Raw genomic sequence first — 24,532 nt, forward strand, 5'->3', positions numbered from 1 at the left:
TCTTGTTGTCAACCGAGCCGAGCTGGGAAAGCATTTATCGACTATGCTTCGATTGGCAGCCTCATGTGGTTGATTGACCGACACAGCAGCGGGCTCGGTGGCGCCCGTATTCCCTTGCCCCCAACGCTTCAATCCGCGCTGATCCGCTGGTATGTCGGCGAAGGCTCACGCCAAGATGAGGATGCTGGAATCACCTTGGTGCAGCAGGCGCGCATCGGCGGCAAATGGCTTGCCTGCGACTGTCTCGGTGTCGATTGCACTCCGCCTGTTCTTACGCCGGCATTTCTATCGGAGGCCGAGACCTATTATCTGCGTCGCCTCACCAGCGCCAAACGACCGGAGCACGTCGCCACTTGCCCCTTCTTCCGCGACCAAGTCACCAACCGCATCACCCAGACCCGCAACCCGCTGACGCCGGCCGATCCCCCGGTCGGCTATTTTGAGGTGCTCCGCCCTGCGCCGGAGAAGCTGGCACAGCGCCCCGATAACGACGCGAGTGACGATCGCACGCGCAACGCGTCCATACCGCGGCTGGCAAGACTGCTCTGGCGCTTGATGAACAATGCTAGCCTGCACTTGGTGGCGCCATATTCGGAGGATACCGCCGAGCGGACGATCGGCGAGGAATTCAGGGCGCTTACGCGCGCGGCGGCAAAGATTGAGGTGGCGCCAGGCATCGAGCTGGGACGAGTGCTCTGGACACATGGGGACGCCCTGCACAGCAGAAGGGCCCTTGCCGGCATTCGCGAACTCGGCCGTCGATGGCCACGCGGACACGCTCCGCAAGGGTTTCTGGCCCTCTTTGCCAAGGCATTTCAGGGCTCGACAATCTTCCCGGCCGGTTCGGAGCCGATCGACGTCGCGAATCGCGTCCAGTCGCCCTCGGTGCGCGACAATTCGATCCAGGGGCCGTATCTCGTCATTGTTGTAATAGGACAGTATCCAGAAGCTCACGGCTATGCGCCCCTGCGTGCCTATGCCCAACCAATCTATTCGGGCGTGCGGTTCATACCGGTAGAGAGCAATTTCGAGCGGGCAGTGCTGCAAGCGCTTCTCCGCTCAAGGCGCGTTCTCGCACGCGAAGGCGTCGATCTGGCTCTCGAGAAGCCGATCTTTGATCGTCTGACCCCGCTCGGGGCCTGTCGGCCGGATTTTCTTGTAGAAGCGCGCTCGCAGGCGACGGGCGAAATCCGACAGCTTGTGATCCAGGCAATGCCTCGTAACGCTGGCATCGGATCGACGCCGGCTACGCAGCGGGCACTCGAGCAGATCGCCCCCGCCCTTCCGATCACCCCGAGGGATGTTGAGGATGATCAGGTCGCGCGGCTCATCGCCGAAGCGCTGCACCGACTTAACTAGACTGCATGGCGCTAAGTCCAGGCCAATGTCGTGGCGAAGGCGCCCACAATTCCAAGCGTTACCGGGGTCGAAAGCAGGTAGAGCTTCTGCCATCGCCACCAGGTATTAGGGATGAAAAGGAGAAGGCCGCGCCCTGTAGTGAGCGTTGCCCACGCCTGCTCGCGGTAAAGTTGGACGAGAATGAGCCCCAGGGACATGATCATCCCGAGCGCGCAGCAGACCCCTGCCGCCGCATAGAGCGCGATCCAGTTGTGAAGTTCCACGGCCGAAAGATGTGCCACGATCCACAAATCTCCATCCGCTTTGCTTGTAACATTCGACGGAATGGTCTCGTTCCCGCCATCTTCCATGGCTCACAAACACCCTTCCCTTCACGAGGGGAAGCGACCGATAATGCAGCATCGCTCCAAATCGGAGACGATTTTCGGCGATCTCGGCCTGTACTCGGCCTACCACGGTCAGGAGCCTGAGGACCGTGCCAAGCCATCGACCATACACATCAACCGTTAAGGTATCATGCAGGTATCAGTGCTTGTTATCCTATTTCGTGGACGGGAACGCATCACGATTCACGACGACGGTATCAGGGCCTGGTCTGAGCTTGTTCAGTTTGTCGACGCTTCCTGGAGTGACAGTCATTCTACGGCGCCAATCTGCCCGCCCACCGCAGAGGAAGAGCGCGTACAACTATTCTTTTCCGAAACGGGCGCCTCCTACATTCTTGGGGAAGCCGATATTTCAGCGCTTGCAGCGCGCGTTCTGCCCATGAAAGACTAAGAGGTGCTGGCTCACTTGCACGGTCGATGACGGGCGAGGCGGGTGGCCCTGAAACCTGTCTTTATTAGGATGTTCGATGTTCGCGTGCCTTATCATTGGCGACAGCATCGGTGTCGGAATGTCACGGGCGATCGGTGACCGATATGCCGGGCAATGTGATAAGCTGGTCGAGGAGCGGGCGACGGTCAGCCAGATATTGTCCTGGCGAACCCCGAACAAGTTCTACGGGACCACGCTGCTCGCTGTCGGGTCGAATGATGAGCCGAGCCGGCTGCTGGCACTCAAACTTACCAGACTTCGCCAAAATATTCCCACCCAGCGAGCGATCTGGATCCTGCCATATTCACGGACGCGCGCCTATCTCATAAACTCGATCGCGGTGACGTTTGGCGATGAAACCCTGGATCTTGCGCGCTTTCAATCAAAAGACCGCATCCACCCTGTCGATTATCGCGAGGTTGCGGCGGTCCTTCTCCCCGAGCATTGAGTGACGGGCGGCGAGCATTCCGCAGGCGCGGCAATCGACTCCGATCCACGATGGAATCATCGGAGCTCTAGGTCTTGCCGAATACACCGAGCTGTATCCTCCATTGCTCCAGATGTTGCAGCGCCGGTCGCAACCCATGTGCCAACGGCCCCAGTCCGTAAAGTTGATAGGAATCCGGTGGCGGCGAAGTCGTCCTCGAGACCAGACATGCCGCTTCCAGTTCCCTCAGGCGGACCGTAAGCACATTGGCGCTGATCCTCGGTATCTCTCGGCGAAGGCACGTGAAGCGGAGATCGTCTTTGCTCAGCGCTACCAGGATGTGCAACACCCAACGTGCGCTCAGGGTTTGAAATATCGCGTCGGCTGCAGCGGGGTCTATTGATCGATGAACTTGGCTCTGTGTCTCGATACCCATCCAATTACTCTCTTAACATCAAGGAGGCGGCGGGACTGCGCCAGATCTTCCGCAGCACCCGATCCTGGTGCGGCAGAGGGGCTGGTTATCCGCTACGGAAAAAGTGTTGAGACGAGAGTGCGAGCCGCGAGAGCGTTAGTTCCAAGCGGAGGTTAAGGGCGCCTCGGCATGTGTTCATCCGGCTGACGGCAGACTGTTTCGGGGCGCGGGTGCACCTTTCGACGGCCGGCGCAATCCGAGTTTTGATGAACAACGTCGCATCGAAAGGCATAACAGATTTCCCTCCGTGCGATCCGCCGAAACGAGCGTGGGCCGCATCTCAAATCAACGTGCCGAGATGCGGTGGCCATCGGCGTAAGCTCCATCGCTCGAATGTAATACGCACCCCGACGCCCAACCCCTCAGCCTCGGCGCGGCCAATCGTGCTTTTTGGCTAAAGCCTGTTCCGCCCCCGATCGAGCCGCGCCTTGCCTCTCCAAGGGCGTGGATGAACGGACAGGACGCGCGGGCCGAGGCGTTAGCCGGGGAACGAAGGCTGGCACTCGTGCCATATAGTCGCGATACTCATTCCCGAATTCTGCGAGCGCCGCCTTCTCTTCATGCCGGGCTAGCCGGATGTACATCACGACCAGCACGGGGAACATGGCGAGCGTAAGTAACGTCGGCCATTGCACCAGGAAACCGAGCATCACGAGGATGAACCCGATATATTGCGGATGGCGGACCCTGGCATAGATTCCCGTCGTCGCGAGCTTGTGAACGCGCTGGGCTGCGTGAAGCGGCGCCCATCCGGCCGAGATCAGCCAGAAGCCCGTGCCGATCAGCACGAAGCTGGCAAGATGGAACGGGCCAAAATGCGGGTTGACCCTCCAGCCGAACATCATCTCCAGGAGGTGGCCGGCATCGTGGCTCCACCAGTCGACGCCGGGGAAATGCGACTGGAGCCACCCCGACAGCAGGAAGATGGTGAGCGGGAAGCCATACATTTCGGCGAAGAGCGCGACGATGAACGCACTGAACGCGCCGAAGCTGCGCCAGTCGCGCCGCGTTGCCGGCTTGAAGAAGCTGAACGCAAAGAGGATGAAAACGGCGGCATTGACCAGCGCGAGCCCCCACAGACCATAGCCATAGTCGGCGTGCGTCATCGCGGCTCTCCTTCGATGCGGCCGTTGGGATTGGCCGGCAAGCCGGCGGGTGCCTGACCGGGCTCATGGCCATGCTGATGCCCACCATGGCCGTGGTGCATGAACAGGTGCATGAGCGGGCAGGCGAGCAGGATGAGATAGGGCAGCACACCCAGGAAGTGCGCGGTGTGCTCGGTGAGGAGAAAGAAGCTGGCGACGAGCAGGAAGCCGATCAGAACGATCTTGCCGCGCTTGCGCATGCGATGGTCATGTTCGCCCATATGCCGTCCTCTTCTGGTCAACGTCCAGCCAGCATAGGCTCGAGTCCAAGGAGCAAGGTATAAGTAGAGACCGAAGTCCGCCGGGCATCGCGCAAGCATGGGTAAGGTGATCGATCGGATCGGCCACCGGCGTTCGCGCGACGCAGCTGCCGGGGAGCAGCAGTCGTGCTGCGGCTTTTGCGTATAGGCGTGCGGCGTCCGCGAACCAATGCTGCGCTCACGAACATAATCGTGAGAGGCAGGCCCGCGTCCATGCACAAGAGAAAGAAACGGCACCATTCCCGTAACCAGTCCGGCGTGACCGTCCTTGAGCGCGAAGCAAGGATCGATCTGGCCAAGCGCCCGGCCGATGGTCTCGGCGTCGCCTTTCTCGGCGGATCGGGAACGGTCACAGGGTCGCGTTATCTGGTGGACGATGGTGAAACTCAGATCGTTGTCGATTCCGGCCTGTTTCAGGGACCCAGGGATCTGCGCCGCCTTAATTGGGCGCCAATTCCACCTGAAGTCGCGGATGTCGGCCAGGTCCTGTTGACCCACGCTCATCTCGATCACTCGGGCGCGCTACCGCGCATGGCGCGCCTGGGCTGGGACGGTACCGTCCTTGCCACGCGGGCAACCGCGGCCCTGTGCGAGCTCCTTCTTCCCGACAGCGGCCATCTGCAGGAAAAGGATGCGGAGTTCGCCAACCGGCACGGCTTCTCAAGGCACCAGCCGGCGCTGCCGCTCTACACCCAGGCCGACGCGCGTCTGGCATTGCAGCTCTTCCGCCCGATCGAGTTCGGAGCGTGGCATGCAGTCACGGACGGCATCAGGGTGCGCTATCATCGCGCCGGCCACATCCTCGGCGCGGCGTCGATCGAGATCGACTGGAAGGGACGGACAATCCTCTTCTCAGGCGATATCGGCCGTTACGGCGATGCGGTGATGAAGGATCCCGAGCCGCCCGCGCGCGCCGACTATGTCCTGGTGGAATCGACCTATGGCGATCGGCGCCACGAGCAGGTCGATCCGACAAAGACGCTTGGAGATCATGTCGAGCGATGCGTCGAGAGAGGCGGGACGGTGGTGATCCCGGCCTTCGCCGTGGGACGGGTTCAGTCGCTTCTCTATCATTTCTCGCGTCTGCGCGCGCAGGGACGCCTCCGCGACATCCCGATCTTCCTCGACAGCCCGATGGCGATCAACGCGAGCGGGCTGATGTGCGATTTCATGGACGAGCATCGCCTGACCCGCGCCGAGTGCGAAGCGGCGTGCAGCGTCGCGCACTATGTGCGCGAAGTGGAAGAATCCAAGGAGCTCACCGCCAACCCCGCCCCAAAGGTCATCATCTCGGCCAGTGGAATGGCAACGGGCGGCCGCGTGCTCCACCATCTCAAACGCTTCGCGCCGGATGGGAAGAACCTCATCCTCTTCTCGGGCTTCCAGGCGGCGGGCACCCGCGGCGCCGCCATGATCGGGGGTGCCCGGACGATCAAGATCCACGGCGAGTATATCCCCGTCGAAGCCGAGGTCGCCAACCTGACGATGCTCTCGGCGCATGCCGACAGCGACGAGCTCATGCGCTGGCTCGGCTCGCTGCACGAGGCCCCGCGCCATGTCTATGTCACCCATGGCGAGCCGACCGGCGCCCAGGTCCTGGCGAAGCGTGTCTCGGAGGAACTGGGCTGGGCATGCAGCGTACCGGCGCTGGGTAGCTGGGGCATGCTCGCGTGAAGCCCGGGATCATCAAGGACGCCGAAGCAGAGCCTGTCGCGACGACGCTGCGGGCACGCCGCATCGGCCTGTCGGCTGCCGGAAGCGATCTGATCGCGGTCATGCGCCACGACTGTCCCGTCTGCCGCTCGGAAGGTCTTGCGTCCCGCGCGCAGGTCGCGCTGCGCGCTGGCGGGCGGGAAATCGTCGTCTCGCTGCTGCACAGTTCCGCAGAGGCTCCAGCGCCCGGCGAGATCGGCCTGTCCGAATCCGCATGGCAGCGGCTCGGCGTCAGCGAGGGCGATCCGGTCGAGATCGCGCACGCCCAGCCTCTCGCCTCGCTCGCCGAAGTACGTCGGCGCATCTATGGCAATCGTCTCAGTGACGGGGCTTTTTCAGCGATCATCACCGACATCGCCGAGCGACGCTATAGCGATGTCCATCTCTCGGCATTCGTCACGGCCTGCTCAGCGGTCCCGCTCGATACGGACGAAACGATCAGCCTGACCAGGGCGATGGTCGATGTCGGCGAGCGATTGCAGTGGCCCGGAACGGTCATCGTCGACAAGCATAGCGTCGGTGGATTGCCGGGCAATCGCACCACGCCGATCATCGTCTCGATCATGGCCGCGGAGGGCCTGATCATGCCCAAGACATCGTCGCGGGCGATCACCTCGCCGGCCGGCACGGCGGACACGATGGAGGTGCTGGCACCTGTCGACCTCGACGTTTCCGCAATCCGCAAGGTGGTCGAGCGCGAAGGCGGCTGCATCGCCTGGGGCGGCGCCGTCAATCTCAGCCCTGCCGACGACGTGATCATCGGCGTGGAGCGCGTGCTCGATATCGATGCCGTCGGGCAGATGGTCGCCTCGGTGCTGTCCAAGAAAATCGCGGCCGGTGCGACCCATCTGGTCATCGACATCCCGGTCGGGCCGACCGCCAAGGTACGCGGCGCCGATGCCGCCGACACGCTCGAGCGGGCGCTGAGCTCTGTCGCCCAAGCCTTCGGGCTTCGCACGCGCGTGATGCGCGGCCCCGGCGCCGAGCCGATCGGACGGGGCATCGGTCCGGCGCTCGAGGCGCAGGATATCCTTGCCGTGCTCCAGGGGCAGCCGGGCGCCGAGGATCTCGCCCACCGGGCCTGCGAGCTGGCGGGAGGACTGCTTGAGCTCGCGGACGCAGCCCCGGCCCGCGAAGGTTATGCGCGTGCGCGGGCGTGCCTCGAAAGCGGCCGGGCCTGGGCCAAGTTCCAACGTATCTGCGAAGCGCAGGGCGGCATGCGGGCTCCACCGGTCGCCCGGTTCCAACAGGATATGATCGCTCCCTATAGCGGCCGCCTGGTGAGTATCGACAATCGCAAGCTCGCGACGGTCGCGAAGCTTGCCGGCGCGCCGATGGCCAAGGCCGCCGGCGTCGCGCTGCAGTGTCGGCTGAACCAGATGGTGGATGCCGGGGCTCCCTTGTGCACCATTCATGCCGAGAGCCCGGGCGAGCTCGACTATGCGGCGGCCTATGCGGTGAGCGACGGGCCGATCTTCGGGATTGAAGCGCTATGAACCGTCCCGTGCTGTTCGCGCTGTCTGGCAGCGAGGCCCTGGCACAGCCGCTATCCGCCGCGCTCGATGCAGAGGTCGGCACGATCGAGCATCGTCAGTTTCCTGACGGGGAAACCTATCTCAGGGTCGTAAGCGACATCAGCGACCGCGAGGTCATCCTGCTGTGCAGTCTCGATCATCCGGACGCCAAGCTGTTGCCGCTGCTGTTCGCAGCCGACACCGCGCGCGATCTGGGCGCTCGCAGGATCGGGCTCGTCGCCCCCTACCTCGCTTACATGCGCCAGGACATTCGCTTCCATCCCGGCGAGGCGGTGACGTCGCGAACCTTTGCCGCGATCCTGTCTCGCCATCTCGACTGGCTGGTGACGGTTGATCCGCATCTCCATCGCTATCATGCGTTGTCGGAAATCTACCGCATCCCGACCCAGGTCGTTCATGCCGCGCCGCTTCTGGCCTCGTGGATCAAGCGCAATGTCGCTCGTCCGCTGATCATCGGTCCGGACCTGGAAAGCGAACAGTGGGTCTCGCAGGTGGCGGCCGATGCCGATGCTCCGTTTCTCGTGTGCGAGAAAATCCGGTCCGGCGACCGTGACGTCACCATCTCGATTCCGAATGCCCCAGCGTTTCTCGATCGCCAGCCGGTGCTGGTCGACGATATCGCCTCATCCGGCCGAACCCTCGCCGAGGCGGCGCGCCAGCTGGTCGACATGGGGTTCACGCGACCGGATTGCGTGGTCGTGCATCCGCTTTTCGCCGGCGATGCAGCGCAAGTCCTGGGTGGGCTCGTCGAGAGGATCGTCAGCACGAACGCTGTTGCACATACTTCGAATGATATCGACGTGATGCCGGCGATTGCGGAGTCCGTTCGCCGCGGGATCTGAACGGTGCGCTGCGCGTCAGTTCTTCAGTACTCAATGCTCAATGCACGATGAAAACGAACGCCCGGCAAACGCCGGGCGCATTCCCATTCATTGAACCTAAGCGAGTCCGAACCAATCTTCCGGGAACTCCGCTTTCGGAGAAAGTCGCGGCAGGAAAGGAGGATATGTCATGTCGCACACACGCTCGTTCCTTGATCCCTTCATCGTTGCTCGGCACCCGCAGCTTGAGCCCGAAGTGAAGCCCGCCATCCTTGCATCCTGGGCGTCCGATCGCTCCGCCGTCGAGGGCCAACCGGCCCTCCGTCGCCCGCCAGCATCCCGGTGCCGGTCGACGATGTGATGGCAGCGCTGCGCTGGCTCGATCGCGCTGAGCGCGGCGCGGGCCTGGCATCCTTGGTTCGTCAGGAACAACCCGGTATCGGTGCCATCCTCGCCGGGAATATCGAAACTGCGACACGGAAGGCGGGCGATCTCTGCGATGATCAGCCTTCGATCTCACAACCCTATGATCACCGGTTCGTGCTGAATCGGATTCGCCGTGCCGTAGCGGCGCGCGAGCGGAGCTGCGATCCGCCCCGGACATCGGCGTTACGGCGCGCTGCTGACACAGAATAGCGATTATCAGCTTCTTGCCATGACAACATGACGCGTCGAGCTTAGGAGCAACCAGCGCGCTCATCCCCCAAGAGGCGTGCCCACTCCCGGCGGCAGCGTCTTGCGGCGCCTTGCCGCCGGGAGACCAGAGGGAGCGCCGCCCCGTTCGCAAGAGCGGTCATCTCGCAAAGTTCGGCACATGATGCCGGGTCGCTTACCCCCCTCTCGCCGAGCACCTGCCTTGCCTGTTGTGATGCGGCGGTATTTCGGCCTTGACCTTGGACCATGGTCCTACCCGTAGAAGGTCTCCCCTTTGAAGCTGTGCCCGCTGGGGTGCGCAGCAATGCCAACACGTCCGGGGGGCCATGGAGAGCAAGCGCGTCGTTCATGTCATTGATGACGAAGAAACAATCAGGAAAGCTGTAGGATTCACATTAAGGACAGCGGGATTTGCCGTCGAGACCTATGGCTCGGGAGTCGACTTTCTGAAAATTGCAGATGAAGCTGAAAGAGGTAGCATCGTTCTCGACATGCACATGCCGGACATGAACGGTCTACAGGTTCAGGCAGCGCTGACGCAGATGGATATAAGCATGCCAGTCGTGATGCTGACCGGCAACGGAGACATTGCGCTTGCTGTCCAAGCGATGAAGGCGGGTGCTGTCGATTTCCTGGCCAAACCTATCGAACGGGCGCTGCTGCTCGATGCGATAGACCGAGCGTTCGCGCGCATCGACACGGCCGAGGGGCGCGCTCTCGAAGAAGCCGAGGCATGCCGACAGGTCGATCTACTGACACCGCGCGAACGGGATGTTCTCGAAGGCCTTGCGCAAGGCCTTCCGAACAAGACCATCGCCTATGATCTGGGCATTTCTTCACGGACGGTCGAAGTCCATCGCGCGAGCATCATGTCCAAGCTTGGAGTCCGTACCCTTGCCGAAACCTTGCGGATCGCCTTTGCGGCTGGAATGGGAAGGCCGCTGTAGGTAAAGGCGGCCAGGGCTGCTGCGGTTGAATCTCTGCGTGTCACCTGATGGCGCGGACATAGTGCCTGCCGGGATGCATCGACGTTGTTCATCAGCTTTTGGCGGAATTTTCGTGAGCCCAGGCGAAGGGTCGCGCTTGATTGCTATCGCGAAAGGAGATGAAACTCTTCCAACAGCTGGGCGATCTCTGTGCCTTCAAGCTTCTTCATCAACAGCTTGCGCAGGAAGGACGGGCCGGGAATGTCGATCCCTTTGCTATCCCTAAGCGGCCCGATTGCGGCCAGAAGCGTGCGGATATCATAGGTTGAGTTGAACACTTCCGGCACGCCGCGTTCGACCTTCATCAGGGTGTAGACGGCCTCCATCGGCGTGCGCACCGAATATTCCGTCGTGAAGATACAATCACGCTGCTTCGACTCGGCAAACTGGCCGACAAAGGCGAAGTTGACCGCGCCCTCGGGCACCACGTCCGGCCGGTCGCCGGCCTGGCGCGGCATGAAGAAGGCGGTGATGTAGGGCATCATCACCGGCACGGTCTTCGCCCCCGTCGCGGCGAGGCCGGGGATGTCCTCGACCGGCACGCCGAGATGATAAAGCCATTCCTGCGTGATCTCCTCGCCCGTGCAGTCCTGCATCGGCTTCTTCACATAGTCGCCCGGCCGGTCGACGAACAAGGCATAGAACCAGGCGACGATCTGGTCCTTCGGCTGTTTCCTGAAGTGGGGTTGCCGGCTGACCGTCCAGCTCAGCAGCCAGCTCGAGTCCTTGACCGTGACGATGCCGCCAGTCACCACCGTGCCGCTGAACGGATCGCGCCTGGCGATCTTGCGAATGTACGCCGGAATGCGCGCGTCGAGCGTGGTGATGGTCGCCGACGCCCATTTGGTTTCCGGGATGTGCGATCCGAACACGTCGGGACGACCAAAGGCCGGGTCCTTGGCCGCGATCCGGCGCCACAGGTCCCAGGCCGGCGCCGGCCCCTCATTCAGCCTGGCCGGTGTATGATGATCGCCATTGTCGGAATTTTCGGTCAGCGATCCGATGGTGATGAAGACGAGATCATCGGCGCCGAGATCGACGCCGCCTTCGACGCCGTTTTCGATCCAGGCAATCCGGGTCGCCTGCTTGCGGCCGGGCTGGATGTCGAAATCGACGTCGGTGACCTCGACGCCGTAGCGAAATCTGACACCGCGATTCTGCAACCATTTGACCAACGGCAGGACCATCGATTCATATTGGTTGTAGCGGTTGAACTTGAGCGAGGAAAAATCCGCCAGACTGCCGATATGGTGGATGAAGCGATGCAGATAGAGCTTCATCTCGAGCGCGGAATGCCATTCCTCGAAGGCGAACATGGTGCGCCAGTAGAGCCAGAAGTTGCTCCTGAGGAAATCATCGCCGAAGACTTCGTTGATCCGCTTGTTCTCCATCTCCTCCCGCGTCGCGAGGAAGACGGAGATCAGATCTCTTCGCGCGCGATCGCCGAGTGTCAGCAAAGCCTTGTCGGGCACATCCTGGCCCTGGTTCTGCGTGACGCGCTGCAGCGAGAAATTCGGATCGTCCTTGTTGAGCCGGTAGAATTCGTCGAGCACACTCGCATCCTCCATCTCCAGCGACGGGATCGAGCGATAGAGATCCCAGAGGCATTCGAAATGCTCCTCCATCTCGCGCCCTCCGCGGATGACGAACCCCTTTTCGGGGACGTCGAGGCCGTCGAGCGCGCCGCCGGGAATATGCAACTCCTCAAGGATGGTAATATGCTCGCCGGCGACGCCGCCGTCGCGGATCAGGAACGCCGCGCCTGCCAGTCCCGCAAGACCCGAGCCGACGAACCAGGCCGTCTTCCTGTCGGCGCCCTCAGGTTTGCGGGGCCGCACGAAAGCTTCGTAGTTCCCGCTACTATAGTGCATGACGAACTCCCTCTTCGATCCCGACGACAATGGCGGTTCTGCGGTTTCTTGCTGCACAGCAGAAATGCCTGCCCTGCATTCATTCTCGCCGATGTCGCCCGCCGCTCAGTTCGACGACTTCACTGGTGATCTGATCCTGACGCGTGAGGCGCTCCTCGAGGCGCAGGGCCTCGCCCTTGCGATCGATGTGGCTGCGGGCGGTCGCCATGGTGCGCAGCCGTGCCTCGTTCTCGGCGACGAACGTCTCGACCGCAGCCGCGCAGATCTGGGCGAAGACATATTCTACCGTCAGGTCGCCGATGAGGTCCGCCGCGTTGATATTGACGAGCGGCGGCAAATCCGCCGTGGACGCGGGGAAAGTGTCGAGGTCGAGCGGCAGGAGGCTCGCGCGCACGATCGAGACGCCCTTGCCGCTGCTCCAGACCGGATAAGCCATGGTGATGGGCACCGCGCCGGTCTCGTCCAGATAGTCGTACAGCGCGTCGATGATGCTTGTCGCGAGTGCGGGCAGCGCATCGGCCTTGCTCGGCATGCTCGCGCTCCATGCGATGCGCAGACCGCGCTCGGCCGCAAGCGTGGCCGTGCGCGCGCCAATCAGAAGGATATGCCTGTCCTGCATGTCGGCCGCGGCGCCGTCGAGCAGCTGCTCCGGAAAAGCCCCGGCAAAGCCTTGCTCCGCACCGAACAGGATAAGGCCGCCTCTCGCACCACCGACCGCCCGCGCCGGAAAACGCGCCAGTGGCTCGTCAAGGCGGCGCGCCTGGCCAATGGCGGTGCGGGCGGTCTCCGCATAGCGTCGCACCGCAGGCAGCAGCGCGCGCGCCTGATGCGCCCGCTGCGCGGCGATGCCCTGCATGGCGTTGACCACCGCACCGAGCTGGCGGACGTTCTCGATCCGCTGGCCGATCTCGGCGAGGCGATCGCTCATGATGCAGAACCGGCCGGCTGGCTTTCGATCAGCGCTTTCACCGTCGTTATCAGAGCGGACCGCTGCGCGGTGTCGATCTGTCCAGTCCGCTCGATCTGCGCGCATAGATCGGGGACGTGATCGTCGATCCAGGCAGGCAGCCGCGCGCGGAGCGACGGTATCTCCGAGACCGCAATGCCATCGAGCAACCCTTCGCCGAGCGCCACGACCAGCGCCACCTGGTCGACGACCCGTAGGGGACTCGACAGCGGTTGCACGAGCAAGGCGCGCAAGCGCTTGCCGCGTTCGATCTGGGCGCGGACACGCGGCTCGGGCTGCTCGCCGAAGCGGGTGAACATCTCGAGCTCGAGGAACTGCGCATAGTCGAGGCGCATGGTCCCGCTCGCGTCGCGCAGGACGCGAAGCTGCGTCTTGCCGCCGACCCGGCTCACGCTCGTGCCCACATCGATGGCGGGCTTGTGCCCCTGCGCGAACAGCTTCGCGTCGAGAATGATCTGACCGTCGGTGATCGAGATCAGATTGGTCGGGATATAGGCGCTGACGTTGCCGGCATCGGTCTCCGCGATCGGCAGAGCCGTGAGCGAACCGCCCCCCTTCTCCGTCGAGAGACGCGCCGCACGTTCGAGCAGGCGGGAATGGAGGAAAAAGACGTCGCCGGGATAGGCCTCGCGCCCGGGCGGCTGTCCGGTCAGCAGGGCGATCTCGCGATGGGTCGCGGCATGCTTGGTGAGATCGTCGAGCACCACCACCGCATGGCCGCCACCATCGCGAAAATACTCGGCCATCGTGAAGCCCGCAAACGGCGCGATCCATTGCAGCCCCGGCGCCGCGGCGGGGCTCGCCACGACGAAGATGGTGCGGTCCGGCGCGCCATGCCGCCGCACCTGATCGACCACGCGCGCGACCGCCGAGCTTTTCTGGCCGATCGCGACATAGACGCAGATCATGTCGCTGGTGCGCTGGTTGATGATCGTGTCGACCGCGAGCGCCGTCTTGCCTGTGGCGCGGTCACCGAGAATGAGTTCGCGCTGCCCCCGGCCGATGGCGAACATCGCATCGATTGCGAGCGTGCCGGTCTGCACCGGCTGGACGACGAGGTCGCGTTCGATGATCGCCGGCGCCGGCCGTTCGACAGGATCGAAGCGCCTGGCCCGGATCGGCGCGCCCCCATCGAGCGGACGGCCGAGCGGATCGACGACTCGGCCAAGCAATGCCTCGCCAACCGGCACGCGCACCACCTCGCCCGAGCCGGTTACGGTGTCTCCTGCCTCCACCTGTGCGGCATCGTCGAGCAGCACGCAGCCAATCCGGTCCCGGTCGAGCGTGTGGACGAATCCGGTCTGGCCCCGGGCGAGATAGAGCAATTCGTCGAGGCGCGAGTCCGGAAGGCCCGAGACCATGGCAACGCCGTCGCCGATCGATTCCACCCGGCCAATTGCATCGACACGCGGCCCGAGATTGGCGCGCGCGATGCAGCTCTGGGCCTGCGTCAGCCAGTCTTCAGGCGATCCGGGCATGATTGTCCTCATTGAGGCTCTCCACCATGGCGTCGAGATCGGCGCGCCAGCTGTTGCGCACGACGGCGTGGGGCGTGCGAAGCTCCGCGCCGGCGATGAGATCTGGATCGACCGCGAAGATCGGGGTCGCGGTATCCGGCAGGATTTCGCCAAGCGCGCGCGCTACCTGCGTCTGCAGATCGGCCGTCAGCGGCGCGGGCGTCGCGACGGTGACGGGCCCGGCGGCCGCCAGGCTGCGGCGATCCGCCTCGGAAAGGTCCCCGAGCCGCGCCTTGAGCGCGTCGACCATGGCCTGCACCGTCTGCTCGGGCGGGAGACGAGCGAGCAACGTGCCTGCCATCGAGGCGGCGAGGCTCGCTGCCTTTTCCCGCCACTGCGCCGCCACCCGCCCGCGTTCGGCATCGATCGCCGCATGGCCTTGCTCGACGACGGCGTCCGCCTCGAGCCTGGCCTGCGCGAGGAGGCGCTGGCGCTCCGCTTCGGCCTCGGTCCGGATCTCGGCGCGGCGAGCCGCCGCATCCGCGACGAAGCCGTCATTCTGCGTCTTGAGCGCCTGCGCTTCGGCCTGTGCCCGGTCCTTTGCCTCCCGCGCTTCGTCGAGCAGCGCCTGGGCCGATGCCTGGCGGGCAGCGATGGCATCCATCACCGGACGGAACAGGAAGCGTCCGAGCAGCCACACGAGGATGAGGACATTGACCGCCTGCAGCGCGAGCGTCCACCAGTCGATCCGCATGTCAGGCGAACGGGTTGGCGAAGAGCAGCAGCAGCGCGATCACGAGGCAGTAGATCGCCATCGTCTCGATCATCGCGAGGCCCACGAACAGCGTGCGCGAGACGGTGTTGGCGGCTTCGGGCTGGCGCGCGATCGCGTCCATCGCGGCGGCGACGGCCCTGCCCTGCCCGAGCGCCGGGGCGATTGCGCCGATCGAGATCGCGAAAGCGGCGCCGAGGATGCTGGCGAGATGGATCCAGTTCATGCGGGGGACTCCTGTTTGGATGGCGGGCGGGCGCCGTTCTCGCTGATAGCGCTCCCGATAAAGACCATGGCGAGCGCGCCGAAAATGTAGGCCTGGACCGCGCCGGTCAGCATTTCGAGCGCCATGAGCGGGATCGGGACGAGCAGCCCGGCGAGGCTCAGCACGACGCCGATCATGAAGACGCCGCTCATGACGTTGCCGAACAGGCGCACCATCAGCGAGAAGCTGCGGGTGAAGAGCTCGACGATATTGAGCGGGGCGAGCAGGATCGAGGGGCGCGCGAAGGTCGCGAGATAGGCCCTGGGCCCGAGCGCGCGGACGCCGAACCAGAGCGTTGCGCCGAAGACGATCAGCGCAAGCGCCGCGTCGGTTTCGAGGGTCGCGGTCGGCGGCTCGACGCCGGGGATCAGCGACGACCAGTTGGCGACCAGCAGGAACAGGAACAGCGTGCCGATCAGCGGCAGATAACGCCGCGGCTCCGCCTCCATCGTCTCGCGGATCTGGCCGGCGATGGTCTCGACGACCAGCTCGAGCGCCGCTTGGGCTCGGGTTGGGCGGAACGCAAGGCGGCGGGTCAGCAACCAGCTTCCGATTGTAAGGAAGGCCATGATGCCCCAGGTCGTGGCGACCGGCTGGCTGATCGGCACCGGACCGATCGCGAACAGCACATGGCTTTCAAGTGGTGACGCGAATTTCATCGGGCGCCTCCGAGCCGGTGGAGCATGATCTGGCGCCCGCCCATGAAGCCGGTTGTAGCGGCAAGAAGCGCCGGCCACCCTTGCCGGCTGGCGATGACGAGAACCAGAATAGTGACGGCGAGACGCCCGAGCCTGAGCAGGATCGCGCGCGATGCCGGGCCGCCATGGGTGACGAGGTCGGCTTCTCTGGCGATGGCCGCGAAATGGGCGAGGCCGACCGCAAATCCGAGGGCCAGGAACAGGATGGGGGAGAGCTGGCTCATTGCCGGTGCATCCAGCGCCAGCCCGACCAGCAGCCGAGGGCGAGCCCGACGAGCAGGAGCGGCGCGGTCCAGAAGATGCCGCTATCCAGCCGGTGGTCGAGCCAGCGGCCGATCGCGAGACCGACCAGCGCGGGCAGGACGATCTGCCAGCCGAGCACGCCGATCTGGCCGAGATTGCGGGCGACGGAAGGAAGCCGCTGCGCAAGCCGCCGCCGTTCCGCGCGGGTCCGGATGGCTTCGACGATCGGCTGCTCGGGCTTGTCCGCGGTCACAGACCAAGCTCCCGGCCACCACCCTGCAGGGCCTCGACCATATGGCGGATCGCCTGCATCCTGAGCTTCGCCGACGCGGTCCGTTCGGATCGTTCGCCCTCGTCGCGCTCGCGGTAGCGCGCGAGCACGTCATGCTCGAGCGTTCCGAGGTCATCGCCGACATGGCCTTCGCGCGTCGCGACCGCGACCTCCGTGCCGTGGCTCACGGTCAGAATGCCGTTGCGCACCGCGCAATAGCCGGGAGCGCCATCGAGGCCCCGCCAGGAGACGATCGAGACGCCAAGCGCGGTCAGGAAATCGGCGTGGCCCGACAGGATGCCGAAACTGCCGCTGGCATCCTCGGCGCGAACCGACCTGACGTCCGTGTCGACGAGGATCGCGGTCGGATCGGTGATCCGCAGCTTCATGCGCCCTCCCCCACGCGAGAGCGTGCCTCTTCAATATCGCCCACCATGTAGAAGGCGCTCTCGGGCCAGTCGTCGGTCTCGCCGGCCAGGATGGCCGCGACGCCCTGCAGCGTATCGGCCAGCGCCACAGAACGGCCGGCTTGCCCGGTGAAGGCCTGGGTCACCATGAAGGGCTGGGTCAGGAAGCGCTGCAGCCGCCGCGCCCTGCCGACGATCAGCCGATCCTCGCGGCCCAGTTCCTCGATACCGAGCAGCGAGATGATGTCCTGAAGCTCGCGATAATGCGCGATCGTCTCCCGGACCTGCTGGGCGAGCGCGTAATGATGATCGCCCACGACCTGCGGATCGAGCAGGATCGACGACGATCCCAGCGGATCGACTGCGGGATAGATGCCTTCGGCCGCCATGGCGCGCGAGAGCAGAATGGAACTGTCGAGATGGGCGGAGATGGCGGTGACCGCAGGGTCGGTGAAATCGTCGGCGGGCACATAGACCGCCTCGATCGCGGTCACCGCCGCCCCATGCACCGAGGCGATGCGCTCCTGCAGCGCGGCCACTTCGCTGGCCAGCGTCGGCTGGTAGCCGACGCGCGAAGGCATGCGTCCGAGCAGGCCGGAGACTTCGCTGCCGGCCTGGACGAAGCGGAACACATTATCCATGAGCAGCAGGACATTGCGCTTCTGCTCGTCGCGGAAATGTTCGGCGATGGTGAGCGCGGTCAGCCCTACCCGCCAGCGCGCGCCCGGCGGCTCGTTCATCTGCCCGAAAACGAGCACGGTCTTGTCGATCACGCCCGAGCCGCGCATGTCCGTGAGCAGCTCATGGCCCTCGCGCGATCGCTCGCCGATGCCGGCAAAGACGGAAACACCTTCATAGCGCGCGACCATCGCGTTGATGAGTTCCATCACCAGCACGGTCTTCCCCACCCCCGCGCCCCCGAACATTGCCGCCTTGCCACCCTGGGCGAGCGGCGCGAGCAGATCGATGACCTTGATGCCAGTCTCGAACATCGCCGTCGCCGCGCTCTGCTCGTCGAGCGGCGGGGGGGCGCGGTGAATGGGCCTCAATGGGACATCCGGCCCAAGCGGCGCGCCGCCGTCACCCACCTGCCCGGTCGGCGTAAGGAGCCGCCCCAGAACCTTGTCTCCGACCGGGACCGCGATGGGGGCGCCCAAGGCCATCACGCCGACATTCCGAGCGAGACCGGAGGTCGGCTGAAGCGCGACGGCGCGGACGGTGCGGTCATCGATATGGCTCTGCACTTCCGCGACCAGCGGGCCTGACGACGCATCGACGCGCAGCGCTTCATTGACCGCGGGCAGCGGCCCTTCGTCGAACTCGACGTCGAGGACGGGACCGCGCAGCGCCGCAATCCGGCCGAGCCTGGCTATGGACGGTATCACGCCCATGCCGGTTGCCGGGTCAGACCATAATCATGCCCGACCGTGCCGCGATCATGACGGGACGGGTAGAAGTCGCTGCCCGCGGGCACGACATGGACGACAAGCCAAAAGTGCATTGGCTGAGCGTCGCAGGCAAGCCGCAGATTCGGCATACGTAGAGTTACCGATTCTCTCTGATTCAGCCTCGCCGAATAACGGCGGCGCGACGCGATGGGCCTAAGGCCAGGGCGCTATGCCCGATATGCCAGAGCTCAAACGCGAAGAGAAAGGTTCACCGTTTCATGCCCTATCCCGTTGATCAACTCGCCGCGCTCGCCAAAGCGAATGTCGGCCTGATGCTGAAGCTCGCCGAAGTCGCCCGGAAAGGTGGCGAAGAGTCGCTCGAGGTCGGCAACCGCGCCGCCGGCCGCTTCGCCGAAGAGGCGCGTGCCTCGATTGCGGGCGCGACGGACAAGACGTCGGACGCCGGCGCGGTCAGCCCGGCCGGACCGCGGGCACTGTTCGAGGACATGGCCACGGTCCGCGAGCATATGATTGCCGGCACAAGATCGGCGTTCGAGGAATGGCAGCAGGCCTGGCAGGCCGTCGCGAGCGCTCCGACGGCTCCCGGGGCGCTGGATGCCTTTGCTGCCATTGTCGGACCATGGTTCGGGCAGAAAAGCCCGGGCGACGGCGAGAAGCAGGCCACCAGCGACAAATAGGATAGCCCCCGATCGCGGCGAGCCGCCCTAGCCGAGCAGGTGCTGACCGCCATCGACCGGAATGATCGTGCCGGTGATATGGCGGCCGGCATCGCTCACCAGAAAGGCGGCGAGCCCTCCGACATCCTCGATGGTCACGAGCTGGTGCTGCGGGACCGTCGCCGCGGCCCGTTCGAGCAGCTCGTCGAAGCGGTCGATGCCGCTGGCAGCGCGGGTCGCGATCGGGCCTGGCGAGATCGCATGGGCGCGAATGCCCTTGGGGCCAAGCTCAGCCGCGACATAGCGGGTCGCGCTTTCGAGGGCCGCTTTGACCGGCCCCATCAGGTTGTAGTGCTCGACCACCCGCTCCGACCCGTAGAAGGTGACGCACAGCAGGCAGCCGCCATCCGACATCAGCGGCTCGGCGAGACGCGCCATGCGCAGGAAGCTGTGGCACGAGACGTCCATCGCCAGCGCGAGGCCTTCGGCCGAGCTGTCGACGACGCGGCCGTGCAAATCCTCCTTCGGCGCGAAAGCGATCGAGTGAAGCAGGAAATCGAGGCCGCCCCATTCGGACTTCACCCGCTCGAACAGGGCCTCCAGTTCGCCCGGCACCCGGACATCGCACGCGGCGAGCCATTCGACTCCCAGGGTCTCCGCGACGGGCGCCACGAACGGCTCGGCCTTTCCGTTGAGATAGGTCGCCGCCAGTCTCGCGCCACAGTCGTGAAAGGCCTGGGCGCAACCCGCCGCGATGCTATGCGCGTTGGCGATACCGATCACCAGGCCGCGCTTGCCAGTAAGATCGACGAGAGGTTTCATGGTTTCGGCTCCTCACGCAGAAGATCGGCGGTGTGGATGGCGATCATCCTTTCCTCATCGGTCGGGATGACGCGGACGGCGACACGGCTGGACGGCGCGCTGATGACTGCATCTCCTCGGAGGTTCGCGTCCGCGTCGAGGTCCACGCCGAGCCAGCCGAGCCGACCGGCGACGCGGGCGCGAATTTCAGGCGCATTCTCGCCGATCCCGGCAGTGAACACGAATGTGTCGAGACCCCCGAGCGAGGACGCGAGAGCGCCGGCCTGGCGCGCGATCTGCCAGACGAAGAGCTCGATCGCTTCCCCAGCGGCGGGCGTTTCGCTGCCGAGAAGCGCGCGCATGTCGCTGGAGATGCCGGACACGCCCAAAAGGCCGGACTCGCTGTAGAGGAGATGCTCGACTTCGCGCGCCGTCATGCCCTTCTGCTGAAAAAGATAGAGCACCGCGCCCGGGTCGAGCGCGCCGCAGCGCGTGCCCATCACCAGCCCGTCGAGCGCGGTGAACCCCATCGTCGTGTCGATGCTGCGCCCCCCGGCCATCGCGCAAAGGCTGGCCCCGTTGCCGAGATGCGCGGCGATCGTGCGGCCACCGCCTGTATCGGGATCGATCAAACGCAGCTGCCGCGCGATATATTCGTAGGAGATGCCGTGAAAACCGTAGCGCCGCATGCCCTCTTCGCCAAGCGCGCGCGGCAGCGCGAGGCGCGTCGCGATCGGGGGCTGGCCATGATGGAAGCCGGTGTCGAAGCAGGCGACTTGCAGCACAGCGGGGCGCAGCCTGGAGACGGCGCGGACCGCGGCGAGATTATGGGGCTGATGCAATGGCGCCAGTGGGCAAAGCGCCTCGAGCGCGGCGAGGAGTGGCGCGTCGACCCGCGCCGGCGCTGAATAGTCGGTGCCGCCATGAACGATCCGATGTCCTACCGCGATCAGATCGTCGCCGACCGAGGCTTCGATCTCCCGCAGCAAATCCTCGAGCAGCGTCTCGTGCGTGATCGTGCCGTCTTTCGTCCAGCGCCGCTCGGCAAGGACATCCCCCTTCGCATCGCGCGCGATCAGGTGCGGCTCAAGGCCGATATTCTCGATCTTGCCGCTCGCCAGCAAAGAGGGCTCATCAGTGCCCGGCTCGGCGTAGAGCGCGAACTTAAGGCTCGACGAACCGGCGTTGAGGCACAGGATTTCAGCCATCGCGGCGCTGTCCCGCAACGCCGGGAGCCGCCTTGGTCGCAGCCCGCGCCAGCAGCACCGCGAGCGCGCAGGAGGCGAGGCGCGTGCGCACGCTGTCTGCCCGGCTGGTGAGGATGATCGGAACGCGCGCGCCGAGCACCACGCCTGCGGCATCGGCGCCGCCCAGGAAGGTCAGCTGCTTTGCGAGCATGTTGCCGGCCTCCAGATCGGGCACCAGCAGGATGTCCGCCTGGCCGGCGACCGGCGAGACGATACTTTTCTCGCGCACGGCCGCCTCGCTGATCGCATTATCGAGGGCGAGCGGGCCATCGAGCAGCGCGCCTTCGATCTGGCCCCGGTCCGCCATCTTGCAGAGCGCCGCGGCATCCAATGTGGTGCGCATTTTCGGATTGACCGTTTCGACGGCGGCGAGGATCGCGACCCTGGGCTGTTCGATCCTGATCACATGGGCAAGGTCGATCGCGTTGCGCGCGATGTCGGCCTTGTCCTCAAGCGTCGGCTCGATGTTGATCGCGGCGTCGGTGATGATGAGCGGGCGCGGATAGCCGGGCACGTCCATCACATAGGCGTGGCTGATCCTGCGTTCGGTCCGAAGGCCCGTGTCGGACGATACGACCGCGCCCATGAGCTCGTCAGTATGAAGCGAGCCCTTCATCAGCAGCGCGGCTTCGCCGGCCCGCACGCGCGCGACGGCTTCGGCGGCGGCGGCGTGGCTGTGCGGGACGTCGATCACCCGGAAGGCCGCAATATCGACACCGGCGTCCTTCGCCGCATTCGTCATACGCGCCGCAGGGCCGATGAGAATCGGAACGACGATGCCGGCGTCGGCGGCCTCAGCCACTGCGCGCATGGCGTCGGCGCTGCACGGATGGACCACGGCCGTGACGCACGCAGATCCGTCCTTGGCGCGCGCCATCAACTGGCGGAAGCGGTCGTGGCTGGCGATCCGCACGTCGGGAAGCGGCATGCGGGGCCGGCTGACTTTCTCGGTGGGCGCCTTGACCTCGGCCTGGCCGCTGATGACGGTCTCGCCCTTCTGGTTCACGCAGGTGCAGTCGAGAACGATGACATGATGCTCGGCGCGCTTCTGCGCGACGGTGACGCAGGCCGTGATGGTGTCGCCGACGCCCACCGGGCGGGTGAAGCGAAGCGATTGGCCGAGATAGATCGCACCGGGCCCTGGCAGCTCGGTTCCCAGGATCGCCGAGATGAGCCCCGCGCCCCACATGCCATGAGCGATGACCCTGTGGAACATGTCCGTTTCGGCATAGACAGGGTCGAGATGCGCCGGATTCACGTCGCCTGACACCGCCGCGAAGAGCTGGATGTCGTCGGCGGTCAGCGTGCGGGTGAGGCTGGCCGTGTCGCCGACGGCGATCTCGTCGAACGTGCGGTTCTCGATGAGGTTGGCGGTGGCCATGGCTCAGCGCTCCAGCACGTAGCGCCCGGGGGCATCACCGAGCGGCGGATAGTTCCGTTCGGGCGCGCCCATCGACGGTGGGGCGGCCGCCTTGCCCGAGTGCGATCCAAGCCATGAACTCCATTCCGGCCACCACGACCCTTCGCGCAGCTCGGCCCGCTCCAGCCAGGTATTGGGACCTGGCGCCGGGCCATCCTGCATCCGTGTCGCGACGCGAAAGTGGCGATGAGGATGCCCGGGCTCGGAGACGATCCCGGCATTGTGGCCACCGCTCGCCAGCACGAAGCGGATCTCCGCGCCCGTCAGCATGTGGAGCTTGTGGGTCGAGCGCCACGGCGCGACGTGGTCGGTTTCCGTGCCCACCATGAAGATCGGCATGCGCAGCCCCGAGAGCGAGACCGGGTGGCCGCCGGCCTCGTAGCGCCCTTCGGCCAAGTCATTGTCGAGGAACAAGCGCCGCAGATATTGCGCGTGCATGGCATAGGGCATGCGGGTGCCGTCGGCATTCCATGCAATGAGGTCGGTCATCGGCTCGCGCTCGCCCATGAGATAAGTCGAGAGGATGCGCGACCAGACCAGATCGTTGGATCGCAGCATCTGGAAGGCGCCGCCCATCTGACTGCTGTCGAGAAAGCCGCGCGCCCACATCATCGCATCGATCAGGTTGATTTCCGCCTCGTCGATGAACAGGCCAAGTTCGCCCGGCTCGCTAAACTCGGTCTGGGCGGCGAACAGCGTGACGCTCGCCAGACGCTTATCTTCATCGCGCGCCATCGCGGCCGCGGTGATGGCGAGCAGCATGCCGCCGATACAATAGCCGGCCGCGTGGATCTTCTCGGTGCCGGTAATCGCCTGGATGACATCCACGGCGGCCATCGGCCCAAGCAGGCGATAATCCTCCATGTCGAGATCGCGGTCGGCGCTGTCGGGATTGTGCCAGGAGATGCAGAACACGGTGTAGCCCTGCCCTACCAGCCAGCGGATGAGCGAATTTTCCGGGGAGAGGTCGAGGATGTAATATTTCATGATCCATGCCGGCACGATCAGTATCGGCTCCGGACGCACCGTCTCGGTTGCGGGCGCATATTGGATCAGTTCCATGACCCTGTTGCGAAACACGACCTTGCCAGCCGTGGCTGCGACCTTCTCGCCGACCCGATAGGCCTCCGTGCCCGCTGCGGGCTCCCCGCGTACCAGGCGTTCCAGGTCGTCGCAAAAAAATCGCGCACCCTCGACAAGGCATTGTCCTCCGGTTTCGAGGATGCGCTGCTGGAGCACGGGGTTGGTCGGGATGAAATTGGTCGGGGACACCATGTCGAGCATCTGGCGGGTCGCGAACTCGACGATCGCTTCGTGGTGCCCGGTGACGCCGCTCACGCCGGTCGTCGCGGCATGCCACCATTGCTGCTGGAGCAGGAAGGCCTGCTCGATCAGGTCGAACGGATGGCGCTTCCAGGCTGCGTCGGCGAAGCGCCGATCCTGGGGCAGCGGATCGATCGCCGGCTCGGGATCGCTGCCGGATGCGCTGCGCATGGCATAGTCGGCGAGCCGCATCAGCTTGCGCCCGCCCTTGGCGGCGAGCTGCAGCTGCCTGCCTGGCGAGCAGAGAATGTGCGTCCACCAGTCGGAAAAAGACTGCGCCAAAGTGGCGGGCGACTGGCCTGAAGTCAGCTGCGCGATGGCGGCGAAGCTCGACCGATCCAGCGTCGTGGCCAGACCGTCCAACGGGTCAGGGATATTGCTTCGACTCTGCACATTTTCGCTCCTGCTGCGGTGCAACAAGCCCTGAAGCGCAGGAAGCCTCTGCGCACTCCGTAGTCCTACGGAGGGATTGCCTCGCATATGCCAGCCCCAGAAGTCAGAGCTCAGCACGACATTGCTGTATGAAAAGCGGCC

Annotated in this window: 25 protein-coding genes and 1 pseudogene; 8 read left to right on the forward strand and 18 right to left on the reverse strand. The window is 64.9% G+C overall.

From position 1 onward, the window contains the following. Positions 1–63 precede the first annotated feature (63 nt). On the forward strand, positions 64–1,359 hold the full coding sequence (locus tag SCA01S_RS17800; RefSeq protein ID WP_062787946.1) for a DUF8535 domain-containing protein: 1,296 nt from the start codon (positions 64–66) through the stop codon (positions 1,357–1,359). Positions 1,360–1,370: 11 nt separating this feature from the next. Here the strand turns inward: SCA01S_RS17800 and SCA01S_RS17805 are convergent, their stop codons facing one another. Then, positions 1,371–1,709, reverse strand: a complete 339-nt coding sequence (locus SCA01S_RS17805) for a hypothetical protein (RefSeq protein WP_024270007.1) — start codon at positions 1,707–1,709, stop codon at positions 1,371–1,373. 503 nt (positions 1,710–2,212) lie between these two features. Here SCA01S_RS17805 and SCA01S_RS17815 point away from each other — a divergent pair. Beyond that, positions 2,213–2,623 (forward strand): hypothetical protein, encoded by a 411-nt coding sequence (locus SCA01S_RS17815; RefSeq protein ID WP_062787950.1) that lies wholly within the window; start codon positions 2,213–2,215, stop codon positions 2,621–2,623. A 67-nt stretch (positions 2,624–2,690) separates the two neighbouring features. Here SCA01S_RS17815 and SCA01S_RS23045 read toward each other — a convergent pair whose 3' ends face one another. The 3 genes from SCA01S_RS23045 to SCA01S_RS17825 all read right to left on the reverse strand — a co-directional run bounded on the left by SCA01S_RS23045 (position 2,691) and on the right by SCA01S_RS17825 (position 4,443). Then, positions 2,691–3,038: a winged helix-turn-helix transcriptional regulator gene (locus tag SCA01S_RS23045; protein ID WP_084391109.1), complete on the reverse strand. Its 348-nt coding sequence runs from the start codon at positions 3,036–3,038 to the stop codon at positions 2,691–2,693. Between the two features lie 401 nt (positions 3,039–3,439). Beyond that, positions 3,440–4,183, reverse strand: a complete 744-nt coding sequence (locus tag SCA01S_RS17820) for a methyltransferase family protein (RefSeq protein ID WP_084391110.1) — start codon at positions 4,181–4,183, stop codon at positions 3,440–3,442. Beyond that, positions 4,180–4,443 carry a DUF2933 domain-containing protein gene (locus tag SCA01S_RS17825; protein WP_062787952.1) on the reverse strand — a complete coding sequence of 88 codons (264 nt, stop codon included), beginning with the start codon at positions 4,441–4,443 and terminating at the stop codon, positions 4,180–4,182. Before SCA01S_RS17825 ends, SCA01S_RS17820 begins: the two co-directional genes overlap by 4 nt. Positions 4,444–4,695: 252 nt before the next feature. On the opposite strand from SCA01S_RS17825, the gene SCA01S_RS17830 reads away from it, so the two are divergent. The 5 genes and pseudogenes from SCA01S_RS17830 (at position 4,696) to SCA01S_RS17845 (ending at position 10,152) form a co-directional block, all read left to right on the forward strand. Beyond that, a complete protein-coding gene (locus tag SCA01S_RS17830; protein WP_174544810.1) occupies positions 4,696–6,156 on the forward strand; it encodes an MBL fold metallo-hydrolase RNA specificity domain-containing protein in 1,461 nt (486 codons plus the stop codon). After that, positions 6,153–7,691 (forward strand): thymidine phosphorylase family protein, encoded by a 1,539-nt coding sequence (locus SCA01S_RS17835; RefSeq protein ID WP_062787956.1) that lies wholly within the window; start codon positions 6,153–6,155, stop codon positions 7,689–7,691. Before SCA01S_RS17830 ends, SCA01S_RS17835 begins: the two co-directional genes overlap by 4 nt. Beyond that, positions 7,688–8,572 (forward strand): ribose-phosphate pyrophosphokinase, encoded by an 885-nt coding sequence (locus tag SCA01S_RS17840; RefSeq protein WP_062787958.1) that lies wholly within the window; start codon positions 7,688–7,690, stop codon positions 8,570–8,572. Before SCA01S_RS17835 ends, SCA01S_RS17840 begins: the two co-directional genes overlap by 4 nt. A 169-nt stretch (positions 8,573–8,741) precedes the next feature. Next, positions 8,742–8,938, forward strand: a pseudogene (locus SCA01S_RS22870) (hypothetical protein); the annotation flags it as partial. A 593-nt stretch (positions 8,939–9,531) separates the two neighbouring features. Beyond that, entirely contained in the window at positions 9,532–10,152 is a 621-nt protein-coding gene (locus SCA01S_RS17845; RefSeq protein ID WP_030541612.1) for a response regulator transcription factor, read from the forward strand. A 143-nt stretch (positions 10,153–10,295) separates the two neighbouring features. Here the strand turns inward: SCA01S_RS17845 and SCA01S_RS17850 are convergent, their stop codons facing one another. The 10 genes from SCA01S_RS17850 to atpD form a co-directional block, all read right to left on the reverse strand. After that, positions 10,296–12,062, reverse strand: coding sequence for an oleate hydratase (locus SCA01S_RS17850; RefSeq protein WP_062787960.1), 1,767 nt, complete (start codon positions 12,060–12,062; stop codon positions 10,296–10,298). Between the two features lie 79 nt (positions 12,063–12,141). Beyond that, positions 12,142–12,990, reverse strand: a complete 849-nt coding sequence (locus SCA01S_RS17855) for a F0F1 ATP synthase subunit gamma (RefSeq protein ID WP_062787961.1) — start codon at positions 12,988–12,990, stop codon at positions 12,142–12,144. After that, positions 12,987–14,507, reverse strand: coding sequence for a F0F1 ATP synthase subunit alpha (locus SCA01S_RS17860; RefSeq protein WP_062787963.1), 1,521 nt, complete (start codon positions 14,505–14,507; stop codon positions 12,987–12,989). Before SCA01S_RS17860 ends, SCA01S_RS17855 begins: the two co-directional genes overlap by 4 nt. Beyond that, positions 14,491–15,240 carry a F0F1 ATP synthase subunit B family protein gene (locus SCA01S_RS17865; RefSeq protein WP_017501322.1) on the reverse strand — a complete coding sequence of 250 codons (750 nt, stop codon included), beginning with the start codon at positions 15,238–15,240 and terminating at the stop codon, positions 14,491–14,493. Before SCA01S_RS17865 ends, SCA01S_RS17860 begins: the two co-directional genes overlap by 17 nt. Before the next feature lies 1 nt (position 15,241). Beyond that, positions 15,242–15,484 carry a F0F1 ATP synthase subunit C gene (locus SCA01S_RS17870; RefSeq protein WP_017501321.1) on the reverse strand — a complete coding sequence of 81 codons (243 nt, stop codon included), beginning with the start codon at positions 15,482–15,484 and terminating at the stop codon, positions 15,242–15,244. Further along, positions 15,481–16,182, reverse strand: coding sequence for a F0F1 ATP synthase subunit A (locus SCA01S_RS17875; RefSeq protein ID WP_047169224.1), 702 nt, complete (start codon positions 16,180–16,182; stop codon positions 15,481–15,483). Before SCA01S_RS17875 ends, SCA01S_RS17870 begins: the two co-directional genes overlap by 4 nt. Further along, the gene (locus tag SCA01S_RS17880; protein ID WP_017501319.1) at positions 16,179–16,445 is read right to left on the reverse strand and encodes an ATP synthase subunit I; all 267 of its coding nucleotides are present in this window, start codon (positions 16,443–16,445) and stop codon (positions 16,179–16,181) included. The genes SCA01S_RS17875 and SCA01S_RS17880 overlap by 4 nt, the downstream gene beginning before the upstream one ends. Then, positions 16,442–16,717, reverse strand: a complete 276-nt coding sequence (locus SCA01S_RS17885) for an AtpZ/AtpI family protein (protein ID WP_021245229.1) — start codon at positions 16,715–16,717, stop codon at positions 16,442–16,444. The genes SCA01S_RS17880 and SCA01S_RS17885 overlap by 4 nt, the downstream gene beginning before the upstream one ends. Beyond that, positions 16,714–17,124 carry a F0F1 ATP synthase subunit epsilon gene (locus tag SCA01S_RS17890; RefSeq protein WP_017501317.1) on the reverse strand — a complete coding sequence of 137 codons (411 nt, stop codon included), beginning with the start codon at positions 17,122–17,124 and terminating at the stop codon, positions 16,714–16,716. Before SCA01S_RS17890 ends, SCA01S_RS17885 begins: the two co-directional genes overlap by 4 nt. Beyond that, positions 17,121–18,527 carry a F0F1 ATP synthase subunit beta gene (gene atpD, locus SCA01S_RS17895; RefSeq protein ID WP_438943869.1) on the reverse strand — a complete coding sequence of 469 codons (1,407 nt, stop codon included), beginning with the start codon at positions 18,525–18,527 and terminating at the stop codon, positions 17,121–17,123. The genes SCA01S_RS17890 and atpD overlap by 4 nt, the downstream gene beginning before the upstream one ends. Positions 18,528–18,808: 281 nt before the next feature. On the opposite strand from atpD, the gene SCA01S_RS17900 reads away from it, so the two are divergent. Beyond that, a complete protein-coding gene (locus SCA01S_RS17900; RefSeq protein WP_017501314.1) occupies positions 18,809–19,228 on the forward strand; it encodes a hypothetical protein in 420 nt (139 codons plus the stop codon). 27 nt (positions 19,229–19,255) lie between these two features. Here SCA01S_RS17900 and fabI read toward each other — a convergent pair whose 3' ends face one another. Genes fabI through SCA01S_RS17920 form a run of 4 tightly spaced genes read right to left on the reverse strand, consistent with a single transcriptional unit; the run spans position 19,256 to position 24,361 of the window. After that, positions 19,256–20,029, reverse strand: coding sequence for an enoyl-ACP reductase FabI (fabI, locus tag SCA01S_RS17905; RefSeq protein WP_021245226.1), 774 nt, complete (start codon positions 20,027–20,029; stop codon positions 19,256–19,258). Then, a complete protein-coding gene (locus SCA01S_RS17910) occupies positions 20,026–21,216 on the reverse strand; it encodes an acetate/propionate family kinase (RefSeq protein ID WP_026109209.1) in 1,191 nt (396 codons plus the stop codon). The genes fabI and SCA01S_RS17910 overlap by 4 nt, the downstream gene beginning before the upstream one ends. Then, on the reverse strand, positions 21,209–22,636 hold the full coding sequence (locus SCA01S_RS17915) for a bifunctional enoyl-CoA hydratase/phosphate acetyltransferase (protein ID WP_017501312.1): 1,428 nt from the start codon (positions 22,634–22,636) through the stop codon (positions 21,209–21,211). Before SCA01S_RS17915 ends, SCA01S_RS17910 begins: the two co-directional genes overlap by 8 nt. Before the next feature lie 3 nt (positions 22,637–22,639). Next, positions 22,640–24,361 (reverse strand): PHA/PHB synthase family protein, encoded by a 1,722-nt coding sequence (locus SCA01S_RS17920; RefSeq protein ID WP_062787965.1) that lies wholly within the window; start codon positions 24,359–24,361, stop codon positions 22,640–22,642. Between the last annotated feature and the right edge of the window lie 171 nt (positions 24,362–24,532).

The organism is Novosphingobium capsulatum NBRC 12533 (genome assembly GCF_001598375.1).
Taxonomy (GTDB): Bacteria; Pseudomonadota; Alphaproteobacteria; order Sphingomonadales; family Sphingomonadaceae; genus Novosphingobium; species Novosphingobium capsulatum.

What these genes read in the sequence shown, in the direction of transcription:
- fabI (WP_021245226.1), bottom strand. Translation starts at nt 20,029, where the DNA reads ATGAAACCTCTCGTCGATCTTACTGGCAAGCGCGGCCTGGTGATCGGT.
- SCA01S_RS23045 (WP_084391109.1), bottom strand. Translation starts at nt 3,038, where the DNA reads ATGGGTATCGAGACACAGAGCCAAGTTCATCGATCAATAGACCCCGCT.
- SCA01S_RS17820 (WP_084391110.1), bottom strand. Translation starts at nt 4,183, where the DNA reads ATGACGCACGCCGACTATGGCTATGGTCTGTGGGGGCTCGCGCTGGTC.
- SCA01S_RS17815 (WP_062787950.1), top strand. Translation starts at nt 2,213, where the DNA reads ATGTTCGCGTGCCTTATCATTGGCGACAGCATCGGTGTCGGAATGTCA.
- SCA01S_RS17900 (WP_017501314.1), top strand. Translation starts at nt 18,809, where the DNA reads ATGCCCTATCCCGTTGATCAACTCGCCGCGCTCGCCAAAGCGAATGTC.
- SCA01S_RS17880 (WP_017501319.1), bottom strand. Translation starts at nt 16,445, where the DNA reads ATGAGCCAGCTCTCCCCCATCCTGTTCCTGGCCCTCGGATTTGCGGTC.
- SCA01S_RS17805 (WP_024270007.1), bottom strand. Translation starts at nt 1,709, where the DNA reads ATGGAAGATGGCGGGAACGAGACCATTCCGTCGAATGTTACAAGCAAA.
- SCA01S_RS17915 (WP_017501312.1), bottom strand. Translation starts at nt 22,636, where the DNA reads ATGGCCACCGCCAACCTCATCGAGAACCGCACGTTCGACGAGATCGCC.
- SCA01S_RS17875 (WP_047169224.1), bottom strand. Translation starts at nt 16,182, where the DNA reads ATGAAATTCGCGTCACCACTTGAAAGCCATGTGCTGTTCGCGATCGGT.
- SCA01S_RS17855 (WP_062787961.1), bottom strand. Translation starts at nt 12,990, where the DNA reads ATGAGCGATCGCCTCGCCGAGATCGGCCAGCGGATCGAGAACGTCCGC.
- SCA01S_RS17890 (WP_017501317.1), bottom strand. Translation starts at nt 17,124, where the DNA reads ATGAAGCTGCGGATCACCGATCCGACCGCGATCCTCGTCGACACGGAC.
- SCA01S_RS17845 (WP_030541612.1), top strand. Translation starts at nt 9,532, where the DNA reads ATGGAGAGCAAGCGCGTCGTTCATGTCATTGATGACGAAGAAACAATC.
- SCA01S_RS17870 (WP_017501321.1), bottom strand. Translation starts at nt 15,484, where the DNA reads ATGAACTGGATCCATCTCGCCAGCATCCTCGGCGCCGCTTTCGCGATC.
- SCA01S_RS17840 (WP_062787958.1), top strand. Translation starts at nt 7,688, where the DNA reads ATGAACCGTCCCGTGCTGTTCGCGCTGTCTGGCAGCGAGGCCCTGGCA.
- SCA01S_RS17860 (WP_062787963.1), bottom strand. Translation starts at nt 14,507, where the DNA reads ATGCCCGGATCGCCTGAAGACTGGCTGACGCAGGCCCAGAGCTGCATC.
- SCA01S_RS17865 (WP_017501322.1), bottom strand. Translation starts at nt 15,240, where the DNA reads ATGCGGATCGACTGGTGGACGCTCGCGCTGCAGGCGGTCAATGTCCTC.
- SCA01S_RS17910 (WP_026109209.1), bottom strand. Translation starts at nt 21,216, where the DNA reads ATGGCTGAAATCCTGTGCCTCAACGCCGGTTCGTCGAGCCTTAAGTTC.
- SCA01S_RS17850 (WP_062787960.1), bottom strand. Translation starts at nt 12,062, where the DNA reads ATGCACTATAGTAGCGGGAACTACGAAGCTTTCGTGCGGCCCCGCAAA.
- SCA01S_RS17825 (WP_062787952.1), bottom strand. Translation starts at nt 4,443, where the DNA reads ATGGGCGAACATGACCATCGCATGCGCAAGCGCGGCAAGATCGTTCTG.
- SCA01S_RS17800 (WP_062787946.1), top strand. Translation starts at nt 64, where the DNA reads ATGTGGTTGATTGACCGACACAGCAGCGGGCTCGGTGGCGCCCGTATT.
- SCA01S_RS17830 (WP_174544810.1), top strand. Translation starts at nt 4,696, where the DNA reads ATGCACAAGAGAAAGAAACGGCACCATTCCCGTAACCAGTCCGGCGTG.